Source organism: Glycomyces endophyticus, from assembly GCF_039531525.1.
GTDB classification, from domain to species: Bacteria; Actinomycetota; Actinomycetes; order Mycobacteriales; family Micromonosporaceae; genus Glycomyces; species Glycomyces endophyticus.
On sequence record NZ_BAAAQF010000004.1, the window covers coordinates 204,870 to 227,057 of the forward strand.

20 protein-coding genes and 1 tRNA gene are annotated in these 22,188 nt (G+C 71.1%); 8 read left to right on the forward strand and 13 right to left on the reverse strand.

Annotation, left to right across the window (positions count from 1 at the left end; all coding sequences use genetic code 11):
- Nucleotides 1-24: 24 nt before the first annotated feature.
- The gene (locus tag ABD419_RS04110; RefSeq protein WP_344482077.1) at nucleotides 25-1,041 is read left to right on the forward strand and encodes a magnesium and cobalt transport protein CorA; all 1,017 of its coding nucleotides are present in this window, start codon (nucleotides 25-27) and stop codon (nucleotides 1,039-1,041) included.
- A 38-nt stretch (nucleotides 1,042-1,079) separates the two neighbouring features.
- On the opposite strand, the gene ABD419_RS04115 is transcribed toward ABD419_RS04110, so the two are convergent.
- Nucleotides 1,080-1,781, reverse strand: coding sequence for a VIT1/CCC1 transporter family protein (locus tag ABD419_RS04115; protein WP_344482080.1), 702 nt, complete (start codon nucleotides 1,779-1,781; stop codon nucleotides 1,080-1,082).
- A 174-nt stretch (nucleotides 1,782-1,955) separates the two neighbouring features.
- Between ABD419_RS04115 and ABD419_RS04120 the strand changes: the two genes are divergently transcribed.
- Nucleotides 1,956-4,352 carry a DUF4153 domain-containing protein gene (locus ABD419_RS04120; RefSeq protein ID WP_344482083.1) on the forward strand — a complete coding sequence of 799 codons (2,397 nt, stop codon included), beginning with the start codon at nucleotides 1,956-1,958 and terminating at the stop codon, nucleotides 4,350-4,352.
- A gap of 98 nt (nucleotides 4,353-4,450) precedes the next feature.
- On the forward strand, nucleotides 4,451-5,116 hold the full coding sequence (locus tag ABD419_RS04125) for a sulfotransferase family protein (RefSeq protein WP_344482086.1): 666 nt from the start codon (nucleotides 4,451-4,453) through the stop codon (nucleotides 5,114-5,116).
- A 6-nt stretch (nucleotides 5,117-5,122) separates the two neighbouring features.
- Here ABD419_RS04125 and ABD419_RS04130 read toward each other — a convergent pair whose 3' ends face one another.
- The 3 genes from ABD419_RS04130 to ABD419_RS04140 are packed head-to-tail and all read right to left on the reverse strand — an operon-like array spanning nucleotide 5,123 to nucleotide 8,423.
- Complete coding sequence (locus ABD419_RS04130; RefSeq protein ID WP_344482089.1) at nucleotides 5,123-6,121, reverse strand: uroporphyrinogen decarboxylase/cobalamine-independent methonine synthase family protein; 999 nt, start codon at nucleotides 6,119-6,121, stop codon at nucleotides 5,123-5,125.
- On the reverse strand, nucleotides 6,114-7,211 hold the full coding sequence (gene mnmA, locus ABD419_RS04135; RefSeq protein ID WP_344483427.1) for a tRNA 2-thiouridine(34) synthase MnmA: 1,098 nt from the start codon (nucleotides 7,209-7,211) through the stop codon (nucleotides 6,114-6,116). The genes ABD419_RS04130 and mnmA overlap by 8 nt, the downstream gene beginning before the upstream one ends.
- Nucleotides 7,212-7,265: 54 nt before the next feature.
- The gene (locus ABD419_RS04140) at nucleotides 7,266-8,423 is read right to left on the reverse strand and encodes a cysteine desulfurase family protein (protein WP_344482092.1); all 1,158 of its coding nucleotides are present in this window, start codon (nucleotides 8,421-8,423) and stop codon (nucleotides 7,266-7,268) included.
- Nucleotides 8,424-8,695: 272 nt separating this feature from the next.
- On the opposite strand from ABD419_RS04140, the gene ABD419_RS04145 reads away from it, so the two are divergent.
- Nucleotides 8,696-9,604 (forward strand): hypothetical protein, encoded by a 909-nt coding sequence (locus ABD419_RS04145; protein ID WP_344482095.1) that lies wholly within the window; start codon nucleotides 8,696-8,698, stop codon nucleotides 9,602-9,604.
- Between the two features lie 58 nt (nucleotides 9,605-9,662).
- On the opposite strand, the gene ABD419_RS04150 is transcribed toward ABD419_RS04145, so the two are convergent.
- From ABD419_RS04150 to ABD419_RS04160, 3 genes are all read right to left on the reverse strand, one after another.
- The gene (locus ABD419_RS04150) at nucleotides 9,663-10,277 is read right to left on the reverse strand and encodes a biotin transporter BioY (RefSeq protein WP_344482098.1); all 615 of its coding nucleotides are present in this window, start codon (nucleotides 10,275-10,277) and stop codon (nucleotides 9,663-9,665) included.
- Between the two features lie 135 nt (nucleotides 10,278-10,412).
- Nucleotides 10,413-11,342 (reverse strand): electron transfer flavoprotein subunit alpha/FixB family protein, encoded by a 930-nt coding sequence (locus ABD419_RS04155; protein WP_344482101.1) that lies wholly within the window; start codon nucleotides 11,340-11,342, stop codon nucleotides 10,413-10,415.
- 9 nt (nucleotides 11,343-11,351) lie between these two features.
- The gene (locus tag ABD419_RS04160; protein ID WP_344482104.1) at nucleotides 11,352-12,122 is read right to left on the reverse strand and encodes an electron transfer flavoprotein subunit beta/FixA family protein; all 771 of its coding nucleotides are present in this window, start codon (nucleotides 12,120-12,122) and stop codon (nucleotides 11,352-11,354) included.
- Between the two features lie 176 nt (nucleotides 12,123-12,298).
- On the opposite strand from ABD419_RS04160, the gene ABD419_RS04165 reads away from it, so the two are divergent.
- A complete protein-coding gene (locus ABD419_RS04165) occupies nucleotides 12,299-12,622 on the forward strand; it encodes a PLD nuclease N-terminal domain-containing protein (protein WP_344482107.1) in 324 nt (107 codons plus the stop codon).
- Nucleotides 12,623-12,694: 72 nt separating this feature from the next.
- On the opposite strand, the gene clpX is transcribed toward ABD419_RS04165, so the two are convergent.
- The 5 genes from clpX to tig form a co-directional block, all read right to left on the reverse strand.
- A complete protein-coding gene (gene clpX, locus ABD419_RS04170) occupies nucleotides 12,695-13,993 on the reverse strand; it encodes an ATP-dependent Clp protease ATP-binding subunit ClpX (RefSeq protein WP_344482109.1) in 1,299 nt (432 codons plus the stop codon).
- A gap of 279 nt (nucleotides 13,994-14,272) precedes the next feature.
- Nucleotides 14,273-14,935: an ATP-dependent Clp protease proteolytic subunit gene (locus ABD419_RS04175; protein ID WP_344482112.1), complete on the reverse strand. Its 663-nt coding sequence runs from the start codon at nucleotides 14,933-14,935 to the stop codon at nucleotides 14,273-14,275.
- An 18-nt stretch (nucleotides 14,936-14,953) separates the two neighbouring features.
- The gene (locus ABD419_RS04180; RefSeq protein WP_344482115.1) at nucleotides 14,954-15,604 is read right to left on the reverse strand and encodes an ATP-dependent Clp protease proteolytic subunit; all 651 of its coding nucleotides are present in this window, start codon (nucleotides 15,602-15,604) and stop codon (nucleotides 14,954-14,956) included.
- A 208-nt stretch (nucleotides 15,605-15,812) separates the two neighbouring features.
- Nucleotides 15,813-16,625 (reverse strand): CPBP family glutamic-type intramembrane protease, encoded by an 813-nt coding sequence (locus tag ABD419_RS04185; protein ID WP_344482118.1) that lies wholly within the window; start codon nucleotides 16,623-16,625, stop codon nucleotides 15,813-15,815.
- A gap of 235 nt (nucleotides 16,626-16,860) precedes the next feature.
- The gene (gene tig, locus ABD419_RS04190; RefSeq protein WP_344482121.1) at nucleotides 16,861-18,249 is read right to left on the reverse strand and encodes a trigger factor; all 1,389 of its coding nucleotides are present in this window, start codon (nucleotides 18,247-18,249) and stop codon (nucleotides 16,861-16,863) included.
- 253 nt (nucleotides 18,250-18,502) lie between these two features.
- Between tig and ABD419_RS04195 the strand changes: the two genes are divergently transcribed.
- Both ABD419_RS04195 and ABD419_RS04200 read left to right on the forward strand, forming a co-directional pair.
- Nucleotides 18,503-19,171 (forward strand): ThuA domain-containing protein, encoded by a 669-nt coding sequence (locus tag ABD419_RS04195; RefSeq protein WP_344482124.1) that lies wholly within the window; start codon nucleotides 18,503-18,505, stop codon nucleotides 19,169-19,171.
- 107 nt (nucleotides 19,172-19,278) lie between these two features.
- Nucleotides 19,279-19,352: transfer RNA gene (locus ABD419_RS04200), tRNA-Gly, on the forward strand.
- A gap of 128 nt (nucleotides 19,353-19,480) precedes the next feature.
- Here ABD419_RS04200 and ABD419_RS04205 read toward each other — a convergent pair.
- The gene (locus ABD419_RS04205; protein WP_344482127.1) at nucleotides 19,481-20,923 is read right to left on the reverse strand and encodes an RICIN domain-containing protein; all 1,443 of its coding nucleotides are present in this window, start codon (nucleotides 20,921-20,923) and stop codon (nucleotides 19,481-19,483) included.
- 194 nt (nucleotides 20,924-21,117) lie between these two features.
- On the opposite strand from ABD419_RS04205, the gene ABD419_RS04210 reads away from it, so the two are divergent.
- Nucleotides 21,118-22,188 (forward strand): ABC transporter substrate-binding protein, encoded by a 1,071-nt coding sequence (locus ABD419_RS04210; protein ID WP_344482130.1) that lies wholly within the window; start codon nucleotides 21,118-21,120, stop codon nucleotides 22,186-22,188.

Genomic DNA, 22,188 nt, shown 5'->3' on the forward strand with positions numbered 1-22,188 from the left:
GCGGCCCGCCCCTAGACTGGCCGCATGCCGATCGTCGACAGCGCCATCTACCGCAAGGGCGTCCGCGAGTCGCAGCACGTGACCCTGGACCAGACCTTCGAGGACCTGCACCAGCACGGCGGCTTCGCGTGGATCGGCCTGTACCGCCCGACCGCGGGCGAGCTCGCGGCCGTCGCGGACGAGTTCGAGCTGCACCACCTGGCGATCCAGGACGCGCAGACCGGCCACCAGCGCCCCAAGCTGGAGCGCTACGGCGACACCCTGTTCGCGGTCCTGCGCCCGGCCCGGTACCTCGACGAGACCGAGCAGGTCGAGTTCGGCGAGGTGCACCTGTTCATCGGCCCGAACTTCGCCGTCACCGTCCGCCACGCCGAGAACCCCGACCTCTCGCAGGTCCGGCGCCGCCTGGAGGCGGACCCCGAGCTGCTCGCGCTGGGCCCGCAGGCGGTCCTGTACGCGGTGCTCGACGAGGTCGTGGACGGGTACGAGCCGGTCGTGGCGGGCATGGAGAACGACATCGACGAGATCGAGGACGAGCTGTTCTCGAACGACGCCAACGTCGCCCGCCGCATCTACGAGGTCGCCCGCGAGGCCATGGCGCTCCAGCGGGCCACGCACCCGCTGGTGCGGATCTTCCGGTCGCTGGAGTCCGGGTACGACAAGTACGGCGTCGACATCGAGCTGCGGCGAGACATGCGCGACGTGCTCGACCACGTGCTGCGCACCATCGAGCGCGCCGACACGTTCCGGGCGCTGCTGGAGAACGCGCTCACCGTCCACTCCACGCTCGTGACGCAGGCGCAGAACGAGGAGATGCGGCAGCTCTCGCACGCCAGCATCGAGCAGGGCGACCAGGTCAAGAAGATCAGCTCCTGGGCGGCGATCCTGTTCACCCCGGGCCTGGTCGGCACCGTGTACGGCATGAACTTCACCCACATGCCCGAGCTGAGCTGGACCCTCGGCTACCCGATGGCCCTCGGCATGATGCTCGCCTCCGCCGGGCTCCTGTACTGGGTCTTCAAGCGCCACAACTGGCTCTAGAGGGTGTTGACGAACCCCTGACGCGGGCCGGGCCGCGTTCAGGCCGCGATGTCGAAGGCGGACCCGACCGCGTAGGTGACGACCATCGTCGCCGCGCCCACGGCCATGATCCGCAGCATCGCCGGGCCCTTCGGCGCCCCGCCGAGATGCGCGGAGGTGTAGCCGGTGATCGCCAGCGCCGCGACGACGGCGAGCGCGCAGCCCCAGACGCGGACGCCGTCCGGCAGGAGGGTGATCGCCAGCAGCGGCAGGAGCGCGCCGCAGGTGAAGCTGATGAACGACGAGACCGCCGCGTGCCAGGGGTTGGTGAGGTCGTCGGGGTCGAGCCCGAACTCGACGGCGGCGTGGGCGCGGAGCGGGTCGCCGTCGGAGAGCTCGCGGGCGGCGCTGCGGGCGGTGCCCTCGGACAGGCCGCGGCGCTCCAGGCTCTCGGCCAGCTCGTCCTCGGCGGCCGCTGGGTCGTCGCGCAGCTCGCGCCGCTCGGCCTCGACGAGGGTGGACTCGGTGTCGCGCTGGGTCGAGACGGAGGTGTACTCGCCGCCGGCCATCGAGAAGGCCCCCGCGACGAGGCCGGCGACGCCCGAGACGAGGATCGTGGACCGGTCGGCGGTGGCGCCCGCGACGCCGATGACGATGCCGGCGACCGACACGATGCCGTCGTTCGCGCCGAGCACGCCCGCCCGGAGCCAGTTGAGCCGGTTGCCGATCGAGCCGAGTTCCTCACCGCCGTGCGCTTCCACGCCTTCAGTGAACCACAAGGTTGCCTCCAGTGGGCCTTCTCACCGGGTGCATTGTTTTCGCCCGGTGTGGAGTGTTATCTCCGGACACCGGAAGTCGGTCGTCTATTGGGGATCTTCCCCGTGTGGACCGGCCGCGATATGGTCGGAACCCCTCCGATGAGAAGGGGCTCGAAAATGAGCGAACCCGATTCCACCCCCGCGCCGCGGTCGGCGGACGAGCCCGCGGGCGAGGCGCGGCCGGCAGCGGAACAGGCCGGACCGCGAGGCGAGGAGGGGCGACCCGGCGACGCCCCCGCCGAGCGCCCCGCGGCCGAACCTCCGGCGGCGGCCCCCACCGCCGAACCCCCCGCGCCGCCGGCGCAGTCCCAGGCGCAGCCGCCCGTGCAGCAGGGCGTCCCGGTCCCCCAGCACGAGCGGCCCCCGCTCCAGCGGAACATCCTGGCGGCGCAGCAGCCGCAGACCCCCGCGCAGTACCAGCAGCAGGCGCAGTACTACCAGCAGATGGCCGCGCAGCAGCGGCAGCCGCCGGTGCTCCTCCCCAACCCGCGCTGGCACCGGCCGCACCTGCACGCCCCGCAGCCGGCGGTCGTCCTCGCGTTCGCCGTGGCGCTGTTCGCCGCGTGGTCGGCGTTCCCGGGCGACGGCGTCGGGCTCGGCATGGCGCTCACCGGCATCGCGCTCGTCGCGGTGCCGCTCGCGACCTCCGGCCGCGACCTGCTCCCCCGGCTGCCCGGCGCGGTCCTGGTGGCGGCCCTGTGGTCGGTGGCCGCGATCCGCGACGCCGGGTGGGTCGTCGCGCTGTGCACGCTCGCCGCGTTCGCGCTGACGCCGCTGGCGCTCTCCCCGCAGCGGCGGATCGGCGGCACCGCGATCACGGTGCTCATGGGCTGGCTGGAGGGGATCGCGGAGTCCTTCAGGTGGGCCAAGGGCGGCCGCCCGTCCAAGGACGAGCGGAACCCCGGCACGATCCGGATGCTGTGGACCGCGGGCGTCACCGTCTGCCTGCTCCTGGTCTTCGGCGGGCTGTTCGCCGCCGCCGACCAGGCCTTCGCCGACCTCGTGGGGCGGCTCCTGCCGGACCTGAGCCCGGCCGAGGTGATCCTGCGGCTGTTCCTCGCCGCGATCCTGGTGCCGATCGTCCTGACCTGGACCTACATGGCGGTCGCGCGACCGGTCTGGGACTCGGACGAGGAGCGGGAGCACCGCGTCGTCTCGCGGTTCGAGCTCGCGATCCCCATGGGCGCGTTGAACCTCCTGTTCGCGGCGTTCATCGCCGTGCAGGCGCGGGTGTACTTCGGCGGCGAGGACTACGTCATGGACACCGCCGGGCTGACGTTCGCCGAGTACGCGCGGCGCGGCTTCTGGCAGCTCAGCGTCGTCGCGGTGCTGGCCCTGGCGGTCATCGCGATCGCCGCGTGGCTGGCTCCCAAGCGCGCCAAGGGCGACCGGTGGACGGTCCGGATCCTGCTGGGCCTGCTCGCGCTCATGTCGATGACCGTGGTCGCCTCGGCGACGTTCCGGATGTACACGTACACCGAGACGTTCGGGCTCACGCGGCTGCGGGTCTGGATCTTCACCGTCGAGTTCTGGCTCGCGGTGCTGTTCGCGCTGGTCCTGGTGGGCTGCTGGGGGCTGCGGGCGACGTGGCTGCCGCGCGCGGTGCTGGCCTCGGGCGCGCTGACGCTGCTGGGCCTGGCCGCGGTGAACCCGGACGCGCTCATCGCCCGCTTCAACATCGAGCACGACGGCGAGGTGGACCTGGACCTGGAGTACCTCGCGGAGCTGTCGGCCGACGCGGCGCCGGCGCTGTCGGGCCTGTCCGACGAGGACCGCGAGTGCGTGATGGACTACCAGGAGTACGCCCCGGAGGACCCCGGGGAACCGGAGGACCCCCGCGACCTCATGGCCTGGAACTGGGGCTTCCAGCGGGCCCAGGACCTGGCGGCCGACATCGGCGAGCCGTCCGCGGGCTGCGCCGTCCAGCTCGACGCGTACCGCACCGACGACGAGTACTACTACGACGACTCCTCCGAGGACCCCGACGACGCCGTGGCGGGCGCCCCCGTGGGCGAGCCGGGCACGTTCTGGCACTGGGACACCTGCGCCATGTACGACCTCGATGCGGTGACGGAGCTGTTCGGCACCGCCGCGAACGGCGACCGCGGCGTCGTCTCCGACGACCCGTCCCAGTACGCCGAGTCGCTCGATCCGGCGCTGGGCCTGGGCGACCGGGTGCTGCACTGCGGCTACTACGGCCCCGGCACCCGGTACCTGATGATCGACGCCTACGAGTGGGGCACGGCCGACCAGGCCGTGGCCGGGTCCGAGGCCATGCGGGCCGCCGACGAGTCGGAGGGCGTGTACCAGGTCAGCGACATCGCCGCGGTCGACGCCGAGGCGACGGCGGGGTACATCGCGACCCTGGAGGGCCAGACGTACCAGTACACGGAGGTCGTCGACCGGCTCGTGATCACGGTGACGCTGAGCGACACGGCCACCGACCTCTCGGCGCGGCCGGTCTGCGACGACCTGGCCGCGCAGACCTCGCAGTTCTACTACGAGCTCGGCTGAGCGGTGCGGGGCGCGGCCGTCCGCGCCCCGCACGTCCGTACTGGACGGTTCGCGCCGCTCGTTTGCATGCGCGTCACATGTCCGTTTAGTTTCATCTCATGCTGCGAGTGATCGGCGCGGGCCTGCCGCGCACCGGGACCATGACCCTCAAGCGCGCCCTGGAGACGCTCCTCGGCGCGCCCTGCCACCACATGAGCGAGGTGTTCGCCGACCTCGACCGCCAGGCGCCCGGGTTCCTCGCGGCCGCCCGCGGCGAGGGCGCCGACTGGGACGGGCTGCTGGGCGGCTACGCGGCGGCCGTCGACTGGCCCGCGTCGGCGTTCCACACCGAGCTCGCCGCGGCGTACCCGGAGGCGGTGGTGGTCCTGTCGCGGCGCGACTCCTTCGACACCTGGTGGCGCAGCTGCAACGCCACGATCTTCACCGGCATGGACACCGGCGAGTACGCGACCCCGGAGTGGACGGCGATGATCGCCGCGATCTGGGACAAGACGTTCGAGGGCGCCGACCGGGCCGACCGGGACGCGGTCGAGGCCGCGTACGACCGGTACCACGAGCGGGTCCGCGCGACCGTCGCCCCGGACCGCCTGGTGGAGTTCACGACCGGCGCGGGCTGGGAGCCGCTGTGCGGGGCGCTGGGCCTGCCGGTGCCCGCGGAGCCGTTCCCGTACCTGAACACGACGAAGGAGTGGCACGAGCGCACCGGGAACGTGCCGCCGGGCGGGATCGGCGCCGAGTCTGATGGCAGCCGGGGCGCCGGCTGACCGCGGTCAGCCGTGGAGCCGCTTGGCGGCCTCCCGGCACGCCTCCATCGCGAAGCGGGCGTAGTCGGGGCCGGCCCCGGCCATGCCGCAGGTCGTCGTGACGCTCACCTGGCGCGGCAGCTGCTCGGGCGCGAACCCGAGCCGGTTCCACAGGGCCTGGACGCGGTCGGCGGCGCGCTTGTCGACGCCGGGCTGCGGCCGCCCGAGGGACGGGACGACGCCGGCGATGAGGCGGCCGCCGCCGTCGAGGTACTCCCCCAGGGCGTCGACGCGCGGCACGTCGTCGAGGTCGAGGATCGACAGGTCCATCGAGACCGCCTGGGCGCCCGCCTCCTGGAGGAGCCCGACGGGCACGTCCGGGGCGCAGCAGTGGACGACGACGGGGACGCCGACGGCGTCGACGACCTCGCGGAGCCGGTCCCGGACCACTTCGACCGGCACCCGCCGGTAGAAGTCGAGCCCGGACTCGGTGTTCACGCGGCCCGCCAGCGCGGCGGGCAGGTTCGGCTCGTCGAGCTGGACCGACAAGGCGGCCTTCGGCATCCGGGCCTGCGCGGCGGCGATGAAGTGCCGCAGGCCCTCGCCGAGGGACGCGGCGAGGTCGGCGACCGCGCCGGGGTCGGCGATCATCGCGCCGCCGGTGCGCCGCCACAGGTTCGCGGCGAGCGTGAAGGGCCCCACGGCGGTCAGGCGGACCGGGCCGGTCGCGGGGACCTCGAGGAGGGCGTCGAGGTCGCGTTCGAGGAAGTCGGCGGCGCGGCGCGCGTCGACGCCGGGCAGGTCGGCGATCTCCCAGCGGAAGGCCCACCACTGGACGGGCAGGCCGGCGAGGAGGGCCGCGCCGCGGCCGATCATGTCGGCGCCGAGGCCGCGGGCGGGCAGCTCGGGCAGGTGGGGCCATTCGGGGAGCTCGCCGAAGACGACGTTGACGGACTCGCCGATGTCGGTGCCGGGGAGGGAGCCGACGCCGGTCGCGACGCCTGAGGGGAGGGCGGCGTCAGACACCTGCGGCTTCCAGGGACTCGGAGGCGTCGATGGTGCCGGAGGCGAGGACGGCGTCGCCTTCGGCGTCCGGGTCGTAGACGACTAGGGCCTGGCCGGCGGCGACGCCGAACGCGGGCTTGTGGAGTCGCGCCGAGAGGCCGTCGTCCTCGACGGTGACGGCGGCGGGGTAGACCTCGCCGTGGGCGCGGAGCTGGACCTCGGCCGCGAAGGTGCCGGTGCGCTCGGGGGCGAGCCAGACGGGCTTGCCGGTGCGGATGCGGTCGACGCGGAGGGCTTCGCGGGGGCCGACCTCGACCCGGTTGTCGACGGGGGTGATCGACAGGACGTAGCGGGGCCGGCCGTCGGCGGCGGGGCGCTTGAGGCCGAGACCGTGGCGCTGGCCGACGGTGAACTGGTGGGAGCCGTCGTGGCTGCCGAGGACCTCGCCGGTGGCCTGGTCGACGATGTCGCCGGCGGCGCTGCCGAGGCGGTTCTTGAGGAACCCGGCGGTGTCGCCGTCGGCGATGAAGCAGATGTCGTGGCTGTCGGGCTTGCGCGCGACGGCGAGCCCGCGGATCTCGGCCTCGACCCTGACCTGGTCCTTCGGGGTGTCGCCGAGGGGGAACATCGAGTGGGCGAGCTGCGCGGGGGTGAGAACGGCGAGGACGTACGACTGGTCCTTGCCGGGGTCGACGGCGCGGCGCAGGAGGCCGTCCTCGCCCTTGCGGGCGTAGTGGCCGGTGGCGACGGCGTCGAAGCCGAGGGCCATGGCGCGGTCGAGGACGGCGGCGAACTTGATCTTCTCGTTGCAGCGCAGGCACGGGTTGGGGGTGCGCCCGTTGGCGTACTCGGCGTAGAAGTCCTCGACGACGTCCTCGTGGAAGCGCTCGGCCATGTCCCACACGTAGAAGGGGATGCCGATGACGTCGGCGGCGCGGCGCGCGTCGCGGGAGTCCTCGATCGTGCAGCAGCCGCGGGCCCCGGTCCGGTAGGTCTGGGGGTTCTTGGACAGCGCCAGGTGGACGCCGGTGACGTCGTGCCCGGCCTCGACGGCGCGGGCCGCGGCGACGGCCGAGTCGACGCCGCCGCTCATGGCGGCCAGTACTCGCATTCTCACGCCTTCAACTGTAGCGAGGGCCCGGGCCGCGCCCGGGCCGGTCGGGGCTCAGGTGAGCCCGGCGGTCTTGGCCCGCCGGACGGCTTCGGGGAGGGCGGCGACGAGCGCGTCGACGTCGGCCTTGGTGGTCGGCCAGCCGAGCGTGAACCGCAGGGAGGAGCGGGCGTCGTCGGGGTCGGCGCCCATGGCGAGCAGCACGTGGGAGGGCTGGGCGATCCCGGCCGAGCAGGCCGAGCCTGTGGCGCATTCGACACCGGCGGCGTCGAGGAGCATCAGGAGCGCGTCGCCCTCGCAGCCGGGGAAGGAGAGGTGCGCGTTGCCGGGGAGGCGGTGCTCGGGGTCGCCGTTGTAGACGGCGTCGGGGACGGCGAGGCGGATGCGGGCGACCAGGTCGTCGCGCAGGAGCGCGAGCCGCTGCGACTCGGCGGCCTGGGTGCGGACGGCGTGGGCGACGGCTTCGGCGAGCGCGGCGATCCCGGGCACGTCGAGGGTGCCGGAGCGGATCTCGCGCTCCTGGCCGCCGCCGTGCAGGAGTGGGACGGCGGTGACGTCGCGGCGCAGCAGGAGCGCGCCGGTGCCGGTGGGGCCGCCGAGCTTGTGGCCCGAGAGGGTGAGCGCGGCGGCGCCGGAGGCGCCGAAGTCGACGGGGACGTGGCCGACGGCCTGGATGGCGTCGGTGTGCACGGGGATGCCGTGGGCGGCGGCGAGCTCGGCGATGCCGGCGACGGGCTGGAGGGTGCCGACCTCGTTGTTCGCCCACATGCAGGTGATGACGGTGATCTCGCCGGCGCGGTCGTCGAGGAGCTCGGCGAGCGCGGCGGTGTCGATGCGGCCGATCCCGTCGACGGGGAGCTCGGTGACGTCGGCCTTCTCGTGGTCGCCGAGCCAGGCGACGGCGTCGGCCACGGCGTGGTGCTCGATCGCGGTGGTGACCACGCGGTTGCGCCCGTCGGCGCGGCGGGCCCAGTGGATGCCCTTGACGGCGAGGTTGTCGGCCTCGGTGCCGGAGGCGGTGAAGATGACCTCCCCGGGTTTGGCGGCGAGGGCGTCGGCGATGCGTTCGCGGGCCTCTTCCACGGTGCGGCGGGCGGTGCGCCCGGAGCCGTGGAGGGAGGAGGCGTTGCCGAGGGACTGGGCGGTGCGCACGTAGGCGTCGAGGGCTTGGGGGAGCATCGGCGTTGTGGCGGCGTGATCGAGATAGGCCATGGCCTCTCCAGTCTACGTTCGTTTTACGGGTCGCAACCTTCGCCGTGACCGGCGCGTCGCGGGTCACGCCCCCGGGCGGGGCGGCGGGCGAAAGCGCGTTCCGGACCGTGGGAAGGGCCCGCTCGGCGTCCCGAGATGTCGGCCTCGGACCCGATGGTGGGCCCGCGATAGAATCTGACGAATCCTCCTACCTTTCCGGTATACAGGAGCCGCCGCCCCGGACCGGGTTGTGAATTGACCGCGCAAGCCGAGTCGAGAGAGAGTGTGTGCCGATGACGCCCGAGCTCGCCGAAGCGCTCCGCACAGGGCCGTTCCACACCGCGCTGCGCGTCGCCATTCAGACCAGCGGCCTCGGCCTCGACCGCATCCGCCACCGCCTCTCCATGCGCGGGATCACGGTGTCGACCACGAGCCTGAGCTACTGGCAGTCCGGCCGCTCCCGTCCCGAGCGGGCCGAGTCCCTCGCCGCGGTGACGGCCCTCGAAGACCTCCTCGAACTCCCGGCCGGGTCCCTGCGGGTGCTCCTGGGCCCCAAGCGGGCCCGCGGCCCCCGCTCGATCCGCGGCCAGCTCCCCCGCCCCGACGCCGTCCTGGGCGGCGACGCCGTCCGCGAGCTGTGCGACCAGGTGCCGGCCTCGCGCGAGCACACCTTGGACATCCTCAGCCAGCAGGTCGTCGTGCACGTGGACTCGCAGTGGCAGGAGTCGGTCTTCGAGCTGTCGATGCTGGTGCGCGCCAGGCGCGACGACGTGGACCGCTACATCCTGCTGTACCGCGGGGACACCGGCTGCGACATCGACGACATCGAGTTCAAGCCGGTCCGCGACTGCACCGTGCCGAACGTGCTGCGCCACGACGACGCCCCGGTGGCCCTGGCGGAGATCGTGTTCGACACGCCGCTGCCGAAGGGCGCGACGCACCTGTTCGAGATCGTCGTGCAGGGCAACGGCGGCGTCTCCAGCGGGCACGGGAACGCGTTCCGGTACCCGGTGGACCAGTACTCGCTGCAGGTGCGGTTCTCCTCGGACGCGGTGCCGAGGCGGGTGTACCGCTTCGCGCAGTCGAGCCTCCAGCGCGAGAAGCGCGAGACCGGCGACCTCCAGCTGGGCCCGAACCGCACGGTGGCGCTGGCCGAGCCGGTGCCGCGCCCGGGCGCGCTGGGCATCGGCTGGGAGATCTGAACGCAGGACGAGCAAAGGGGGCCTTCGGAGAACCGAAGGCGCCCGCTGCGTCGTGTCGTCAGTCCTCCTGGTTGCGGAACCGGTTCACGGCCCACCAGGTGCCGGGGAGCAGCAGCGCGGCGAAGACGAGCTTGACGAAGTCGCCGGCGAGGAAGGGGACCATGCCCGCGTCGAGGGCCTGGGAGGCGCTCATGTCGAGGGCGACGGCGAGGTAGGGGACGCCGAAGGCGTACATGATGACGTTGCCGGCGACCATGAGGCCCACGGTCTTCAGGACGGTCCGGTCGCCGCCGCGCTCGGCGAGGAAGCCGACCGCGACGGCGGCGGCGAGGAAGCCGATGATGTAGCCGAAGGTCGGCATCGCGTACCCGGAGGTGCCCTCGGTGAACCACGGGACGCCCGCGGCGCCGGCGGCGAGGTAGAGCGCGAGGGTCAGGCCCGCGCGGAGGGGGCCGAAGGCCGCGCCGAGGAGGAGCACGGTGAACGTGGTGAGCACGAACGGGACCGGGCTGATCTGCGGGATGGTGAACGCGACCTGCGCGGAGGCGCCGACGGCCCCGGCGCCGGCGAGGACGAGCACGGCGTCGCGCGCGACCGCGGCGGTCCGGGTCGAGGCCGGCAGGAGGTCGGCGAGTACGCGGGGGGCGGCAATCGTGGCGGCTGAGGCGACCATTGCGGATTCCTCCAACATCATCTGTAGGTTCTATATAACGAGAGGCTCCGGGAAGCCTAACCCACGACTGTTACGAACGAGTGACGGCCCGGCCCACCGGTGCGGTGGGCCGGGCCGTGCGTCGGATGCGGTGCGCTACTTGCGCTTCTCGATCTCGTCGAGGGCCTGCGGGAGGACCTGGAAGAGGTCGCCCACGACGCCGAAGTCGGCCATGCCGAAGATCGGCGCGTCGGCGTCCTTGTTCACGGCCACGATGACCCGCGAGGTCTGCATGCCCGCGCGGTGCTGGATCGCGCCGGAGATGCCGGCCGCGACGTACAGCTGCGGGCTGACGGTGGTCCCGGTCTGGCCGACCTGGAACTTGTGCGGGTAGTAGCCGGAGTCGGTCGCGGCGCGCGAGGCGCCGACCGCGCCGCCGAGGGAGTCGGCGACCTTCTCGATGAGCGAGAAGTCCTCGGCCGAGCCGACGCCGCGGCCGCCGGAGACGACGATGCGCGCCTCGGACAGGGCCGGCCGGTCCCCCGCGGGCTCGTCGACCCGCTGGACGACCTTGACGCGCTGGTCGGCCGGGGCGACCTCGGCGTTCACGGTCTCGACGGCGGGCTCGCCCGGCGCCGCCAGCGGCTCGGTGGACCCGGCCTTGACGGTGGCGAGCGTGAAGCCCTTGGTGGACTTGGACTTCACCACGGTCGCGCCCGCGAAGGCGTCCTGCGTGGCGGTCCCGTCCGCGGCGAGGTCGGAGACGTCGGTCATGAGCCCGTTGTCGAGCGCCACGGCCACGCGGGCCGCCAGGGCCTTGCCCTCGTCGGTGCTCGGGAGCAGGAAGAAGTCCGGGTTCGCGCTGCGCGCGAGGTCGACGAGGACGGCGGCCTTCGGGTCGACGAAGTAGTCGTCGGCGCCGGGGGCCTCGACCCGGTGGACCTTCGCGGCGCCGTACTCGCCCGCGAGCGAGGCGGCCGCGTCGTCGAACGCGATCGCGGCGACGTCGCCCAGGGAGCGCGCGAGGGTGAGGACCTCGGCGGCGTGCTTGCCGGAGTTCGGTACGTACACAAGGATATCGGTCATCATCGGCTCCTAGATGAACTTCTCGGCGGCGAGGAACTCGGCGAGGGCGGTCCCGCCCTGGCCCTCGTCGGTGACGATCTGGCCGGCGGTGCGCTCGGGGCGCGCGGCCGCTTCGACGACCTCGTTCCAGGCGGCGGCCGGGCCCGCGGACTCGACGCCGAGGTCGGCGAGGGTCAGCGACTCGACCGGCTTGCGCTTGGCCGCCATGATGCCCTTGAGCGAGGGGTAGCGCGGGGTGTTGATGGTGTCCCAGACCGAGACGATCGCGGGCAGGCTCGCGGTGAGCACGTCGTATCCGTTGGCGCGCTGGTGCTCCACGGTGACCGTGGACCCGTCGGTCTCGATCTTGCGGGCGCCGGTCAGGGCCGGCGCGCCGGTGCGGGCGGCCAGGAGCTGCGGCATGACGCCCATGTTCGAGTCGGTGGACTCGGCGCCGGCGATGACGAGGTCCCACTCCAGGCGGCCGAGCGCGGCGGCGAGGACCGCGGACGTGGTGAGCGCGTCGGAGCCGCCGACGGCCTCGTCCTCGATGTGCACCGCCTTGTCGGCGCCCATCGCGAGGGTCTTCCGCACGGTCTCGGTGGCCTGGCCGGGCCCGAGCGTGAGGACGGTGACCTCACCGCCGTGGGCTTCCTTGAGCTGGAGCGCGGCTTCGACGGCGTACTCGTCGAGCTCGCCCATGACGTTGTTGGCGCCGTTGCGGTCCACCCGCAACTGCGCGTCCAGTTGTCTCGCGAGCCCCGAGTCGGGGACCTGCTTGACCAGAACCACGATGTTCATAGACCAACCTCCGAGGTCGTTCTTGGCGACTTGGCGACACGGTAATAGGGCCTTGCACCGGCCCTGAGCCCAGGACCGACTATATCCTACGAAGTTACTATCGAGTAACACCACGGAGGGCGCAACACCCCGAGGGGTTGTTGTACCGGTGGCGCCGGGCAGGCATGATTGACGACATGATCCGCGTGTTCGTCTTCCTCTTCTTGGCGCACCTGGCGCTGGTCATCGCCGCGCTCGCGGACTGCCTCGGCGGCGAGCACCTCCCCCGGAAGCTCACGCGCGGATGGTGGGTCGCCATCATCCTGCTCGTGCCGGTCGCGGGCGGCATCCTCTGGTTCTCCGTCGGCCGGGCCCGCCCGCCGCGGCCGCAGCCGGGGACGGGGCGCTCCGGGAGCACCGGCGGCCCCCGGGACCCGAAGGGGCCCATGGCACCTGACGACGACCCCGACTTCCTGCGGGACATCGACCGCCGCCTCCGCGACGAGAACAAAGAGGACTGAGCCGGCCGGCCGCCGCGTCTCCGATCGGAGGCGCCTGCGGGCCGGCGCGCCCGGCCTCGGGGGCCGGACCGCTCAGGCCGACTTCTCGCGGCGCACCCGGACCGGGCGCCGCGGCGTGGCCTTCGTGCGCGGCACGAGCGTCGGATTCACGTTGCGCCGCACCACGTCTGCGGTGATCTCGACCTTCGCGACCTCGTCGGCCCGCGAGGGGATCTCGAACATGACGGGCTGGAGGACCTCCTCCATGATCGCCCGCAGGCCCCGCGCGCCGGTGCCGCGCAGCATCGCGGACTCCACGATCGGCTCCAGGGCGTCGTCGGCGAACACCAGCTCGACGCCGTCGAGCTCGAGGAGGCGCTGGTACTGCTTGACCAGGGCGTTCCGCGGCTCGGTCAGGATGCGCAGCAGCGCGGCCTTGTCGAGGTGGTCGACGGTGGTGAGGATCGGGAGGCGGCCGACCATCTCGGGGATGAGCCCGTACTTGAGCAGGTCGTCGGGCATGACCTGGGAGACGATCGCGTCGTCCGCCGCGTCCTCGGCGTGCAGCGGGGCGGTGAAGCCGACCGTGCGCTTGCCGATGCGGTTCTGGATGATCTCCTCGATCCCGGCGAACGCGCCGCCGCAGATGAAGAGGATGTTCGTGGTGTCGATCTGGATGTGCTCCTGGTGCGGGTGCTTGCGCCCGCCCTGCGGGGGCACCGAGGAGACCGTGCCTTCGAGGATCTTCAGGAGCGCCTGCTGGACGCCCTCGCCGGAGACGTCGCGGGTGATCGAGGGGTTCTCGGCCTTGCGTCCGGCCTTGTCGATCTCGTCGATGTAGATGATGCCGGTCTCGGCCCGCTTGACGTCGAAGTCGGCGGCCTGGATGAGCTTGAGGAGGATGTTCTCCACGTCGTCGCCGACGTAGCCGGCCTCGGTGAGGGCCGTGGCGTCCGCGATCGCAAACGGGACGTCGAGCATCCGGGCGAGGGTCTGCGCGAGGTGCGTCTTGCCGGAGCCGGTGGGGCCGACCATGAGGATGTTCGACTTCTGGAGCTCGACGTGGTCGCCGCCGCGGATCGACCCGAGCTCGTCGAGCTGGACCCGTTTGTAGTGGTTGTAGACCGCCACCGCGAGCGAGCGCTTCGCCGCGTCCTGGCCGATCACCCACTGGTCGAGGAACTCGACGACCTCCTTGGGCTTGGGGAGGTCCTCCCAGGCCACCTCGGCGTCCTCCGCGAACTCCTCTTCGATGATCTCGTTGCAGAGGTCGATGCACTCGTCGCAGATGTACACGTTGTTCGGGCCGGCGATGAGCTTCCGGACCTGCCGCTGCGACTTCGAGCAGAACGAGCACTTCAAGATCTCGCTGTCACCCAGGCGTGGGGCCATCGCGGTAACTCCCTCCCTCGGCGGCGTGCGATCCAGGGCTGCCGAGCGTGCGTGCGTGCTCCGTTGATTCAGGACGAACCGGTGTCTCGATCCAGTATTTCGCATTTGCGGCCACTGCGCCAGGGCCGTCTCAGACCGTGTTGACCGGTCCGGTTCCGGGCGGCGGCGGTGCCAGCGCCACGGTATCGCGGACGGGCGACATTCGGGGGCGATCGACGGAGGATCGGGGGCTTGCGGGAGCGCGGCGGCCGGGCGGGCCGCCGCGCTCCGCGGGTGGTCTTACGCGTTCGCCTCGACCGGCAGCGCGTTCTTCTTGCGGTAGGTCAGCACGTTGTCGACGATGCCGTAGGCGACGGCCTGGTCGGCGGTGAAGATCTTGTCCCGCTCGATGTCGCGGCGGACCTGGTCGACCGGCTGACCGGTGTGGCGGGCGAGGATCTTCTCCAGCTGGTCGCGCATGCGCATGATCTCGCGGGCCTGGATCTCCATGTCGGACGCCTGGCCGAAGGTGCCCTCGGTGGCGGGCTGGTGGATGATCACGCGGGAGTTCGGCAGCGCGGTGCGCTTGCCGGGGGTCCCGGCCGCGAGCAGCACGGCGGCGGCCGAGGCGGCCTGGCCCATGCACACGGTCTGGATGTCCGGGCGCACGTACTGCATGGTGTCGTAGATGGCCATGAGCGCGGTGAGCGAGCCGCCGGGCGAGTTGATGTACATGATGATGTCCCGGTCGGGGTCGTTGCCCTCGAGGACGATCAGCTGGCTCATGATGTCGTTGGCCGAGGTGTCGTCCACGGGGGACCCGAGGAAGATGATCCGGTCCTCGAACATCTTGTTGTACGGGTTCATCTCCTTGATCCCGTACGAGGTCTTCTCGGTGAACGACGGCACGATGTAGCGGGCCCGCGGATCGAAGCCGCCAGCCTGGGCGTGGATGTCCATCATCGGGTTGGCTCCTGTTTCCTAGTTTCCGGCGGGGACGTCGGCCACCCGCTTGACCACGTGGTCGATGAAGCCGTAGTCCTTCGCCTCGGCGGCGGTGAACCAGCGGTCGCGGTCGGAGTCGCGCTCGATCTCCTCGATCGTGCGGCCGGTGTGCTCGGCGACGCGCTCCTGGAACATCTGCTTGGTGTAGAGCATCTGCTCGGCGAGGATCGCGACGTCGGAGGCCGTGCCGCCGATGCCGCCGGAGGGCTGGTGCATCATGATGCGCGCGTGCGGGAGGGCGTAGCGCTTCCCCGCGGTGCCGGCGCACAGGAGCAGCTGGCCCATGGAGGCGGCCATGCCCATGCCGACGGTCTGGACGTCGTTCTTGATGAACTGCATGGTGTCGTAGATGGCCATGCCGTCGTAGACCGAACCGCCGGGCGAGTTGATGTAGAGCTTGATGTCGCGCTGGTCGTCCTCGGCCTCGAGCAGGAGCAGCTGGGCGCACAGGCGGTTGGCGATCTCCGAGTTGACGTCGGAGCCCAGGAAGAGGATGTGCTCCTTGAGCAGCCGGTCGAAGACCATGCTGTCGAGGCCGACCGAGGCGTCGCCGCCGCCGCCGCGACGGGCGACCGCGTTGACGACGTCCTTCTCCAGCTGCGAGGAGAATGGAATCGAATGCTCCATGTCTTTGCACCTTCATTCTGTCTCGGCGATATGGGCTCAGCGTTGCGGCTGCCAATCCAGACCTTAGCCCGTCCCGGCGACGATCGGACGCGCCTGGGCTCCGTGTTCGCTGCCAGCGGAGCGCGGCGCAGGGACGCGGTCCTCTGCCCGCAGTACGACGCGAAGCGGCGCCCTCCGGTGCGGAGGGCGCCGCTGCTCGTGCGCGGTGCTACATGACGCCCAGGGCGAACATGGTGGCGCCGACGACGGTCATCAGGAGCGCCGAACCCGGGTGCATCCAGATGGAGGCGCGGATGTCGTGCTTGCCCCAGACGAACCAGACGCCCGGGAGCAGGAAGATGATCTTCGAGGGGACGGTCCAGATCGCCCAGAAGTGGTAGATAGAGAACAGGGCGGTGTTGAACAGCGGCGCCCAGCGGCCCAGCTGCGGGAGCCGGGACAGGAGGAAGCCGCGGAAGTAGTACTCCTCGATGAGCGGCAGGATGAACCCGGTGAAGGGGCCGCAGAAGAGCAGGGTGGTGAGCACGACGTCCTTGTCGAACCCGTCGAGGTAGGTCAGGCCGGAGCTGCCGGAGCTCTCGAACGTGACCCAGGAGAAGAGGTGCTCGTAGGTCCAGGCGTCGAGGCCGGCGAGCGAGAGCGACACGATGGTCATGTAGAGCATGAGGCCGATGCCGATGAGCGTGATCTTCCCGCGGGAGAACGGCTTGCCGCGGTAGCGGACCACGCCGCCGCCGAGGGTGTACTTGCCGGTCTGGCGCTTCCCCAGCCACAGCAGGCCGAAGAGGAGCGGGAAGAGCACGACCACGAGCGCGATGGCCCAGGCCAGGAAGATCGGGGCGCCGATCGCCCGGCTGATCGGGGCGCCGAGGACGGCGTAGACGCCGACGATCAGGGCGCCGGGGACGAGGTGGAGCGCGATGGACAGGGGGACGGAGTGCTTGTCGGCGAGGAGTTTCGCTACGAAGCCCTTGGGCTGAGCGGTGTCCGCGGCGGCCGCGGTGTGCTGCATGTCGTTCATGAGGAGAATGTTCGGGGATCGCGCTGACACCGGGCTGACACGGCGCTGACGCGGGCGCGGGGACCGTGTCCGACTCGGACAGGATCATCTATCCGCTTGCGGGGCAGGCGGTTACAAGAACGTTCGTCTACATGCGACCGCTATTGAAGTGCACTTCGGAGCCGGAGCGGGCCCTTGGACGGGACGAGGGGCCCGACGCATGCGCGTCGGGCCCCTCGTGCAACCGGTGGGAGTGCTACTCCTCGGTCTTGTCCTCGTCCTCGGTGTCGACCGCGGTGGTCTCGCCGGCCTTCTGGCGGCCCGGGAACAGGTCCTCCTCGGTCAGCTCGGTGCCGTCGGCGTCGACGACCGACGCCTCCTTGACGACCTCTTCGAGGGCGAGCTGCTGGCGCAGCGACGCGGCGATCTGCTGGAGGCCGCCGTTCGTGCGCAGCTCGTCCACGAACTTCTGGAACTGGTCCTGCGGGACGCCGCGCTGCTGGGCCTGGCGCACGACCTCGGCGGTCATGAGCTCGCCGGAGACCTCGAGCTCGCGGTCGCGGGCGATCTGGCCCAGGACGATCGACTGGCGCAGGTTCGACTCGACGTCGTCGCGCAGCTCCTGGTCGAACTCCTCGGCGGTCTTGCCGACCATCGAGAGGTAGTCCTCGAAGCCGCCCGCGATCTGCTGGACCTGCTCCAGGAGGTGGCTGCGGGTGTGCTCGACCTCGTCGCCGACGGTCTTCTCCGGCAGCGGCAGCTCGACGGCCTCGATGAGGGCCTCGAGGGTCTTGGCGCGGGCCTCGTTCGCCTTGCCGGTCTTGCCGGCGTTCTCCAGGCGCTCGCGGGTCGCGCTGCGCAGCTCCTCGAGGGTGTCGTACGGGCTGGCCATCTCGGCGAAGTCGTCGTCGAGGTCGGGGAGCTCGCGCTCCTTGACCTGGGTGACCTTGACCTCGACCTGGGCGTTCTCGCCCTCCTGCTCGCCCGCGAGGGTCGACTCGATGGTCTTCTCGTCGCCGGCCGACATGCCGATGAGGGCCTCGTCCAGGCCGTCCAGGAGGTTGCCGGAGCCGACCTCGTGGCTCATGCCGGTGACGGAGCCGCCCTCGACCTCTTCGCCGTTCTGGGTGGCCCGCAGGTCGATCTGCACGAAGTCGCCCTCGGCGGCGGCGCGCTCGACGGCCTTCAGGGACGAGAAGCGCAGGCGCTGGGACTCGATGTCCGCGTCCACGTCCTCCTCGGAGACGTCGCCGGCCTCGACGGTCACCTTGAGCGACGCGAAGTCGGGGAGCTCGAACTTCGGGGTCACGTCGGTCTCGACGGTGAACTCGAACGGCTTGCCGTCCTCGATCGGCTTGACCTCGGTCAGCTCGGGGCGGCCCAGCGCGTTCACCTCGTTCTCGGTGACGGCCTTGTTGAGGTTCGCCTGCACGGCCGGGTCCATCGCCTGGGCGTAGACCGAGTCCTTGCCGATGCGCTGGTCGATCACCTGGCGGGGGGCCTTGCCGGGGCGGAAGCCGGGGACGCGGATCTGCTGCCCGACGCTCTTGTACGCCTCGTTGATGAACGGCGCCAGCTCTTCGAACGGCACCTCGACCGACAGCCGCACCCTGGTCGGGCTCAGGGTCTCGACAGTGCTCTTCACAGACGTACTCCTAGATCAGATTTCGCTCAATTGCCTTCGCGTCGGCCGGATGCCTGATCCGGACCGGTGGGCCGCCGTCGGCGCAGCACGAACCCCCGCTCCGATCGAGTCTAGGTCGTCGGGGGGTCGCGGCCCCGCCGGGTGTGGCCGATATCGCCGCGCGTCACTCTTGAGCTGCGACGCGGCCGGAGCGGCCACCGGTAGCCGAGATCACTTAGACTACGCCGTGCAATCGTTCTCCCGAGGAGTCAGCATGGCCACCCCCACTTTCCTGGTCTTCACCAAGACGACCGGGTTCCGGCACGACTCCATCCCGGCCGGCGTCGAGGCCGTGCGGCGGCTCGCCGCCGACCTGGGCGCCGAGGTCGAGCACACCGAGGACGCCGCGGTCCACGACCCGGTCGAGCTGGCCCGCTTCGCCGCCGCGGTGTGGATTTCACCCTCCGGTGACGTCCTCGGCGAGCTGGAGCGCGCCGCGCTCGCCGACTACGTGACCGGCGGCGGCGGCTGGGTCGGGGTCCACGCGGCGTCGACCGCGGAGCGGTCCTGGCCGTTCTTCAAGGAGCTCGTGGGCGCGCGGTTCGCCGGCCACCCGCCCGGGTGCACGCCCGGCGAGATCGACGTCCGGATCGCCGACCACCCCGCGACCGCGCACCTGCCGAAGCGGTGGGCGTGGACCGACGAGTGGTACAGCTTCGACGAGCGGCCGCAGAACGTCGAGGTCCTGCTGGAGGCCGACGAGACGACGTACGAGGCGGGCGACCTCGCGATGGGGTCCCCGCACCCGCTCGCGTGGCACCGCCGGCTCGAGGCCGGGCAGTGCTTCTACACCGCGCTGGGGCACGACGCGAGCGCCTACGAGGACGAGGACTTCCTGGGCCACCTGGCGGGCGGACTGCGGTCCGTCCTGCCCCAGGGGTAGCAGGGGTCACATGACCCGGGGGGCCGTCCGCGGCGGTCCCGACGACTCCCGATGCGCGGGAGCGTCCCGATACGCTACACTTGCCTGCGTTCCGCTCAGGCGGACGCGCGGGTGTAGCTCAATGGTAGAGTCTCAGTCTTCCAAACTGATTGCGCGGGTTCGATTCCCGTCACCCGCTCCATCACTCCCGCATTCGATGCCCGCTTTCCGAAGCGGGCATTTCTGCTATATCCGACTCATGCGTTTTGCAATGCCGCCCCCGGAGGCCGGAGCCTCCGGGGAGCGGTGCGGTGGAGGTTGTCGCCTGGCCTAGACGCCGAGCCAGGACTGGGGTCCGGCGTAGGTGTCGAGCAGGGCCGGCAGGGCGCTCGCGGCGTCCAGTGTGTACGAGTAGTAGGTGGACGGGTTGAAGGCGGAGCCGCTGGTGACGCGGTCGCCGGTGCAGTCGACGCAGATGCTGCCGCTCTGGCGCAGCTGCGCGGTCGCGTCCGGGTAGTACGGGTCGTTCACGTTGTCGAAGTACGAGTTCTCCAGGACCATCTTGGTGGAGCCGCGGGAGTAGTTCCCGTATCCGGAGACGTCCTGGAGGTAGTTGTTGTAGAGGTGCGCCAGCGCGACGTTGTCGGTGCTGGGGTTGCGCTGGTTGGTGCCGTGGATCCAGTTGTGGTGGATGGTGATCCGCGATGTGACGTTGGTGGTCCAGCCGATGCCGAAGGACTTGTTGTTCGGGCCGAGCTCGTTCCAGGAGACGGTGAGGTTGGTGGTGTCCTTGCGGGAGTCGATGAGGCCGTCGTTCATGTTGTAGATGCGGTTGTGGTCGATCCAGACGTTGGAGGCGGTGTCCATCTGGATGCCGTCGTAGTCGTACGCGTCGTCGCCGGGGTCGTCGTCGGCCATGAGCGTGTCGCGGATGGTGAGGTTGCGGATGATGACGTTGCTCGTGCCCGCGCCGAGGAAGAAGCCGCCGCCGACGATCTGGCCGGAGGTGCCGACGCCGATGACGGTCTTGTTGGAGCCGACGCTGATCTCCTTGCCCCTGGGGCTGATGTTGATCGTGGCGGCGACCTTGATCGTGTAGGCGCCGGAGGCCGCGGCGTAGCGTTCGAGGTCGGCCTGGGTGGTGACGGTGACGGTGGTGCCGCCCTGGCCGCCGGTGACGCCCTGGGCGAAGCCCTCGAGCTTGTCGACGTTGGCGGGGCGGCCGGTGCCGTCGAGGGGGATCAGCTCGAACTGCTGGTTGACGGCGCCGGTGGGCGTGTACTGGGAGATCCTGCCGCCCTTGGTGGTCGACCACTCCCAGACGTCGAGGGCCTTCCCGGAGGCGCGGTTGACGAAGGTGGCGTAGCCGCCGCTCTCGGTGATGCGCCACTGCTGGTTGGTGGAGTTCGCGTCGCCCCACTGCTGGACCTTGGCGCCGTCGGCGGTGGAGCCGGAGGCGACGTCGAGGACCTTGCCGGAGTGGCGGACCTGGATGCGGTAGTAGCCGCCGCCGGCGTCGATGAAGCGGAACTGCTGGTCGTGGGAGCCGTTGGAGTCCCAGTGGACGAGTTCGGCGCCGTTGTCGACGGAGGCGGCGCGGATGCCGAGGACGAGGCCGGAGTGGCGGGACTCGATGTTGTACCAGGTGCCGACCTCGAAGGCCTCGGCTCTGGAGGTCTGCCAGAAGCCGAGGGAGCCGGCGGCGAGGACCGCGGCGAGGAGGACCGCGAGGGCGAGCGCGGGTCGGCGCAGGCGCGCCGGGATTGCAGTCATGGTCGTTGCTGCTCCTTGTCGGAGTGGGGCTCACGGCCCTCGCCATGCCGGGAATCGAAGATCGTGAGTATTTACTTTCATCAATTTACATAACCGGGCGGCGGCCGCGCAAGGGCGGGCCCGCGCAGCGGGACCGCTGTTGCGAGTGGGGTTCGCATTCCTCTAAGGTAAGGCTTACCTAAACGAGGAGAGCCATGTTGACCCCCCGCAAGCTGCCGCGCCCCAGGGCCGCCGCGATCCTGGCCGGCGTGGCCGGACTGATGATGGCCGCGTCCTGCACCACCGACACCCCCACCGAGGCCGCCGACGACACCGCCGAGCGCGACGACCAGCTCAGCGAGCAGTGCCAGGAGGCCGTGATCCCCGAGCTGCCCGAGCTGCCCGCCGTGTCCGAGGGCACCGGCACCCAGACCGTGACCGGGGTCGACGGGGAGGCCGAGGTGCCCGTCGCACCCCAGGCCGCACTCGGCATGTACACCACCGACGTCGACATCCTCGCCTGGCTGCGGTACCCCCTCGCCAGCAGCCAGCCGATCCGCGGCGACGGCGGCTACACCACGTTCCCGTGCTTCTTCCCGCAGGACGCCCTCGCCGACGTCTCCACCTTCGCGAACTACCCCGAGTACGACTACGAGTCGATCCTCATGGCCGAGCCCGACTTCATCCTGAACGGCCTGGGCTACGACCCCGACGTGGTCGCGCGCCTCCCCGAGATCGCCCCCACCTACAACGTCGACGCCTTCGACGGCCGCTCCTGGATGGAGCACTTCGAGGAGACCGCCGCCGCCCTCGGCCGCTCCCAGTACTACGAGGAGTGGAAGGCGATCTACGACGCCCGCATCGCCGAGGTCGCCGCCGAGATCGACGACCCGGCCTCCATCACCGTCGCCCCCGTCGGCTACTGGGAGGACCAGTTCCAGACCGGCTGCTACGCCGGCGTCGAGTGCCAGGTCTTCGACGACCTCGGCCTCACCATCGCCCCGACCTCGCTGGAGAACAACCGCGAGGGCGAGGCCCTCAGCGGCGAGCAGCTCGGGAAGATGGACGGCATCGACTACGCATTCATGATCCGCGGCCTCGGCGAGGAAGAGGAGGCCGTGTTCCAGTCGACGCTCGACGAGGCGGCGCAGAACCCCCTCTGGGCCGACCTCGACTTCGTCCAGAACGAGGACGGCATCGTCGGCTACGAGTTCGAGATGACCTTCGGCTCCCCCAGCGGGCAGCTCGCGTTCCTCGACGTCGTCGAGCAGGCGCTCGCCTCATGA

Coding starts and splice junctions, on each gene's coding strand:
- ABD419_RS04110 (WP_344482077.1), top strand. CDS start 25: ATGCCGATCGTCGACAGCGCCATCTACCGCAAGGGCGTCCGCGAGTCG.
- ABD419_RS04120 (WP_344482083.1), top strand. CDS start 1,956: ATGAGCGAACCCGATTCCACCCCCGCGCCGCGGTCGGCGGACGAGCCC.
- ABD419_RS04125 (WP_344482086.1), top strand. CDS start 4,451: ATGCTGCGAGTGATCGGCGCGGGCCTGCCGCGCACCGGGACCATGACC.
- mnmA (WP_344483427.1), bottom strand. CDS start 7,211: ATGCGAGTACTGGCCGCCATGAGCGGCGGCGTCGACTCGGCCGTCGCC.
- ABD419_RS04140 (WP_344482092.1), bottom strand. CDS start 8,423: ATGGCCTATCTCGATCACGCCGCCACAACGCCGATGCTCCCCCAAGCC.
- ABD419_RS04145 (WP_344482095.1), top strand. CDS start 8,696: ATGACGCCCGAGCTCGCCGAAGCGCTCCGCACAGGGCCGTTCCACACC.
- ABD419_RS04150 (WP_344482098.1), bottom strand. CDS start 10,277: ATGGTCGCCTCAGCCGCCACGATTGCCGCCCCCCGCGTACTCGCCGAC.
- ABD419_RS04155 (WP_344482101.1), bottom strand. CDS start 11,342: ATGACCGATATCCTTGTGTACGTACCGAACTCCGGCAAGCACGCCGCC.
- ABD419_RS04160 (WP_344482104.1), bottom strand. CDS start 12,122: ATGAACATCGTGGTTCTGGTCAAGCAGGTCCCCGACTCGGGGCTCGCG.
- ABD419_RS04165 (WP_344482107.1), top strand. CDS start 12,299: ATGATCCGCGTGTTCGTCTTCCTCTTCTTGGCGCACCTGGCGCTGGTC.
- clpX (WP_344482109.1), bottom strand. CDS start 13,993: ATGGCCCCACGCCTGGGTGACAGCGAGATCTTGAAGTGCTCGTTCTGC.
- ABD419_RS04175 (WP_344482112.1), bottom strand. CDS start 14,935: ATGATGGACATCCACGCCCAGGCTGGCGGCTTCGATCCGCGGGCCCGC.
- ABD419_RS04180 (WP_344482115.1), bottom strand. CDS start 15,604: ATGGAGCATTCGATTCCATTCTCCTCGCAGCTGGAGAAGGACGTCGTC.
- ABD419_RS04185 (WP_344482118.1), bottom strand. CDS start 16,625: ATGAACGACATGCAGCACACCGCGGCCGCCGCGGACACCGCTCAGCCC.
- ABD419_RS04195 (WP_344482124.1), top strand. CDS start 18,503: ATGGCCACCCCCACTTTCCTGGTCTTCACCAAGACGACCGGGTTCCGG.
- ABD419_RS04205 (WP_344482127.1), bottom strand. CDS start 20,923: ATGACTGCAATCCCGGCGCGCCTGCGCCGACCCGCGCTCGCCCTCGCG.
- ABD419_RS04210 (WP_344482130.1), top strand. CDS start 21,118: ATGTTGACCCCCCGCAAGCTGCCGCGCCCCAGGGCCGCCGCGATCCTG.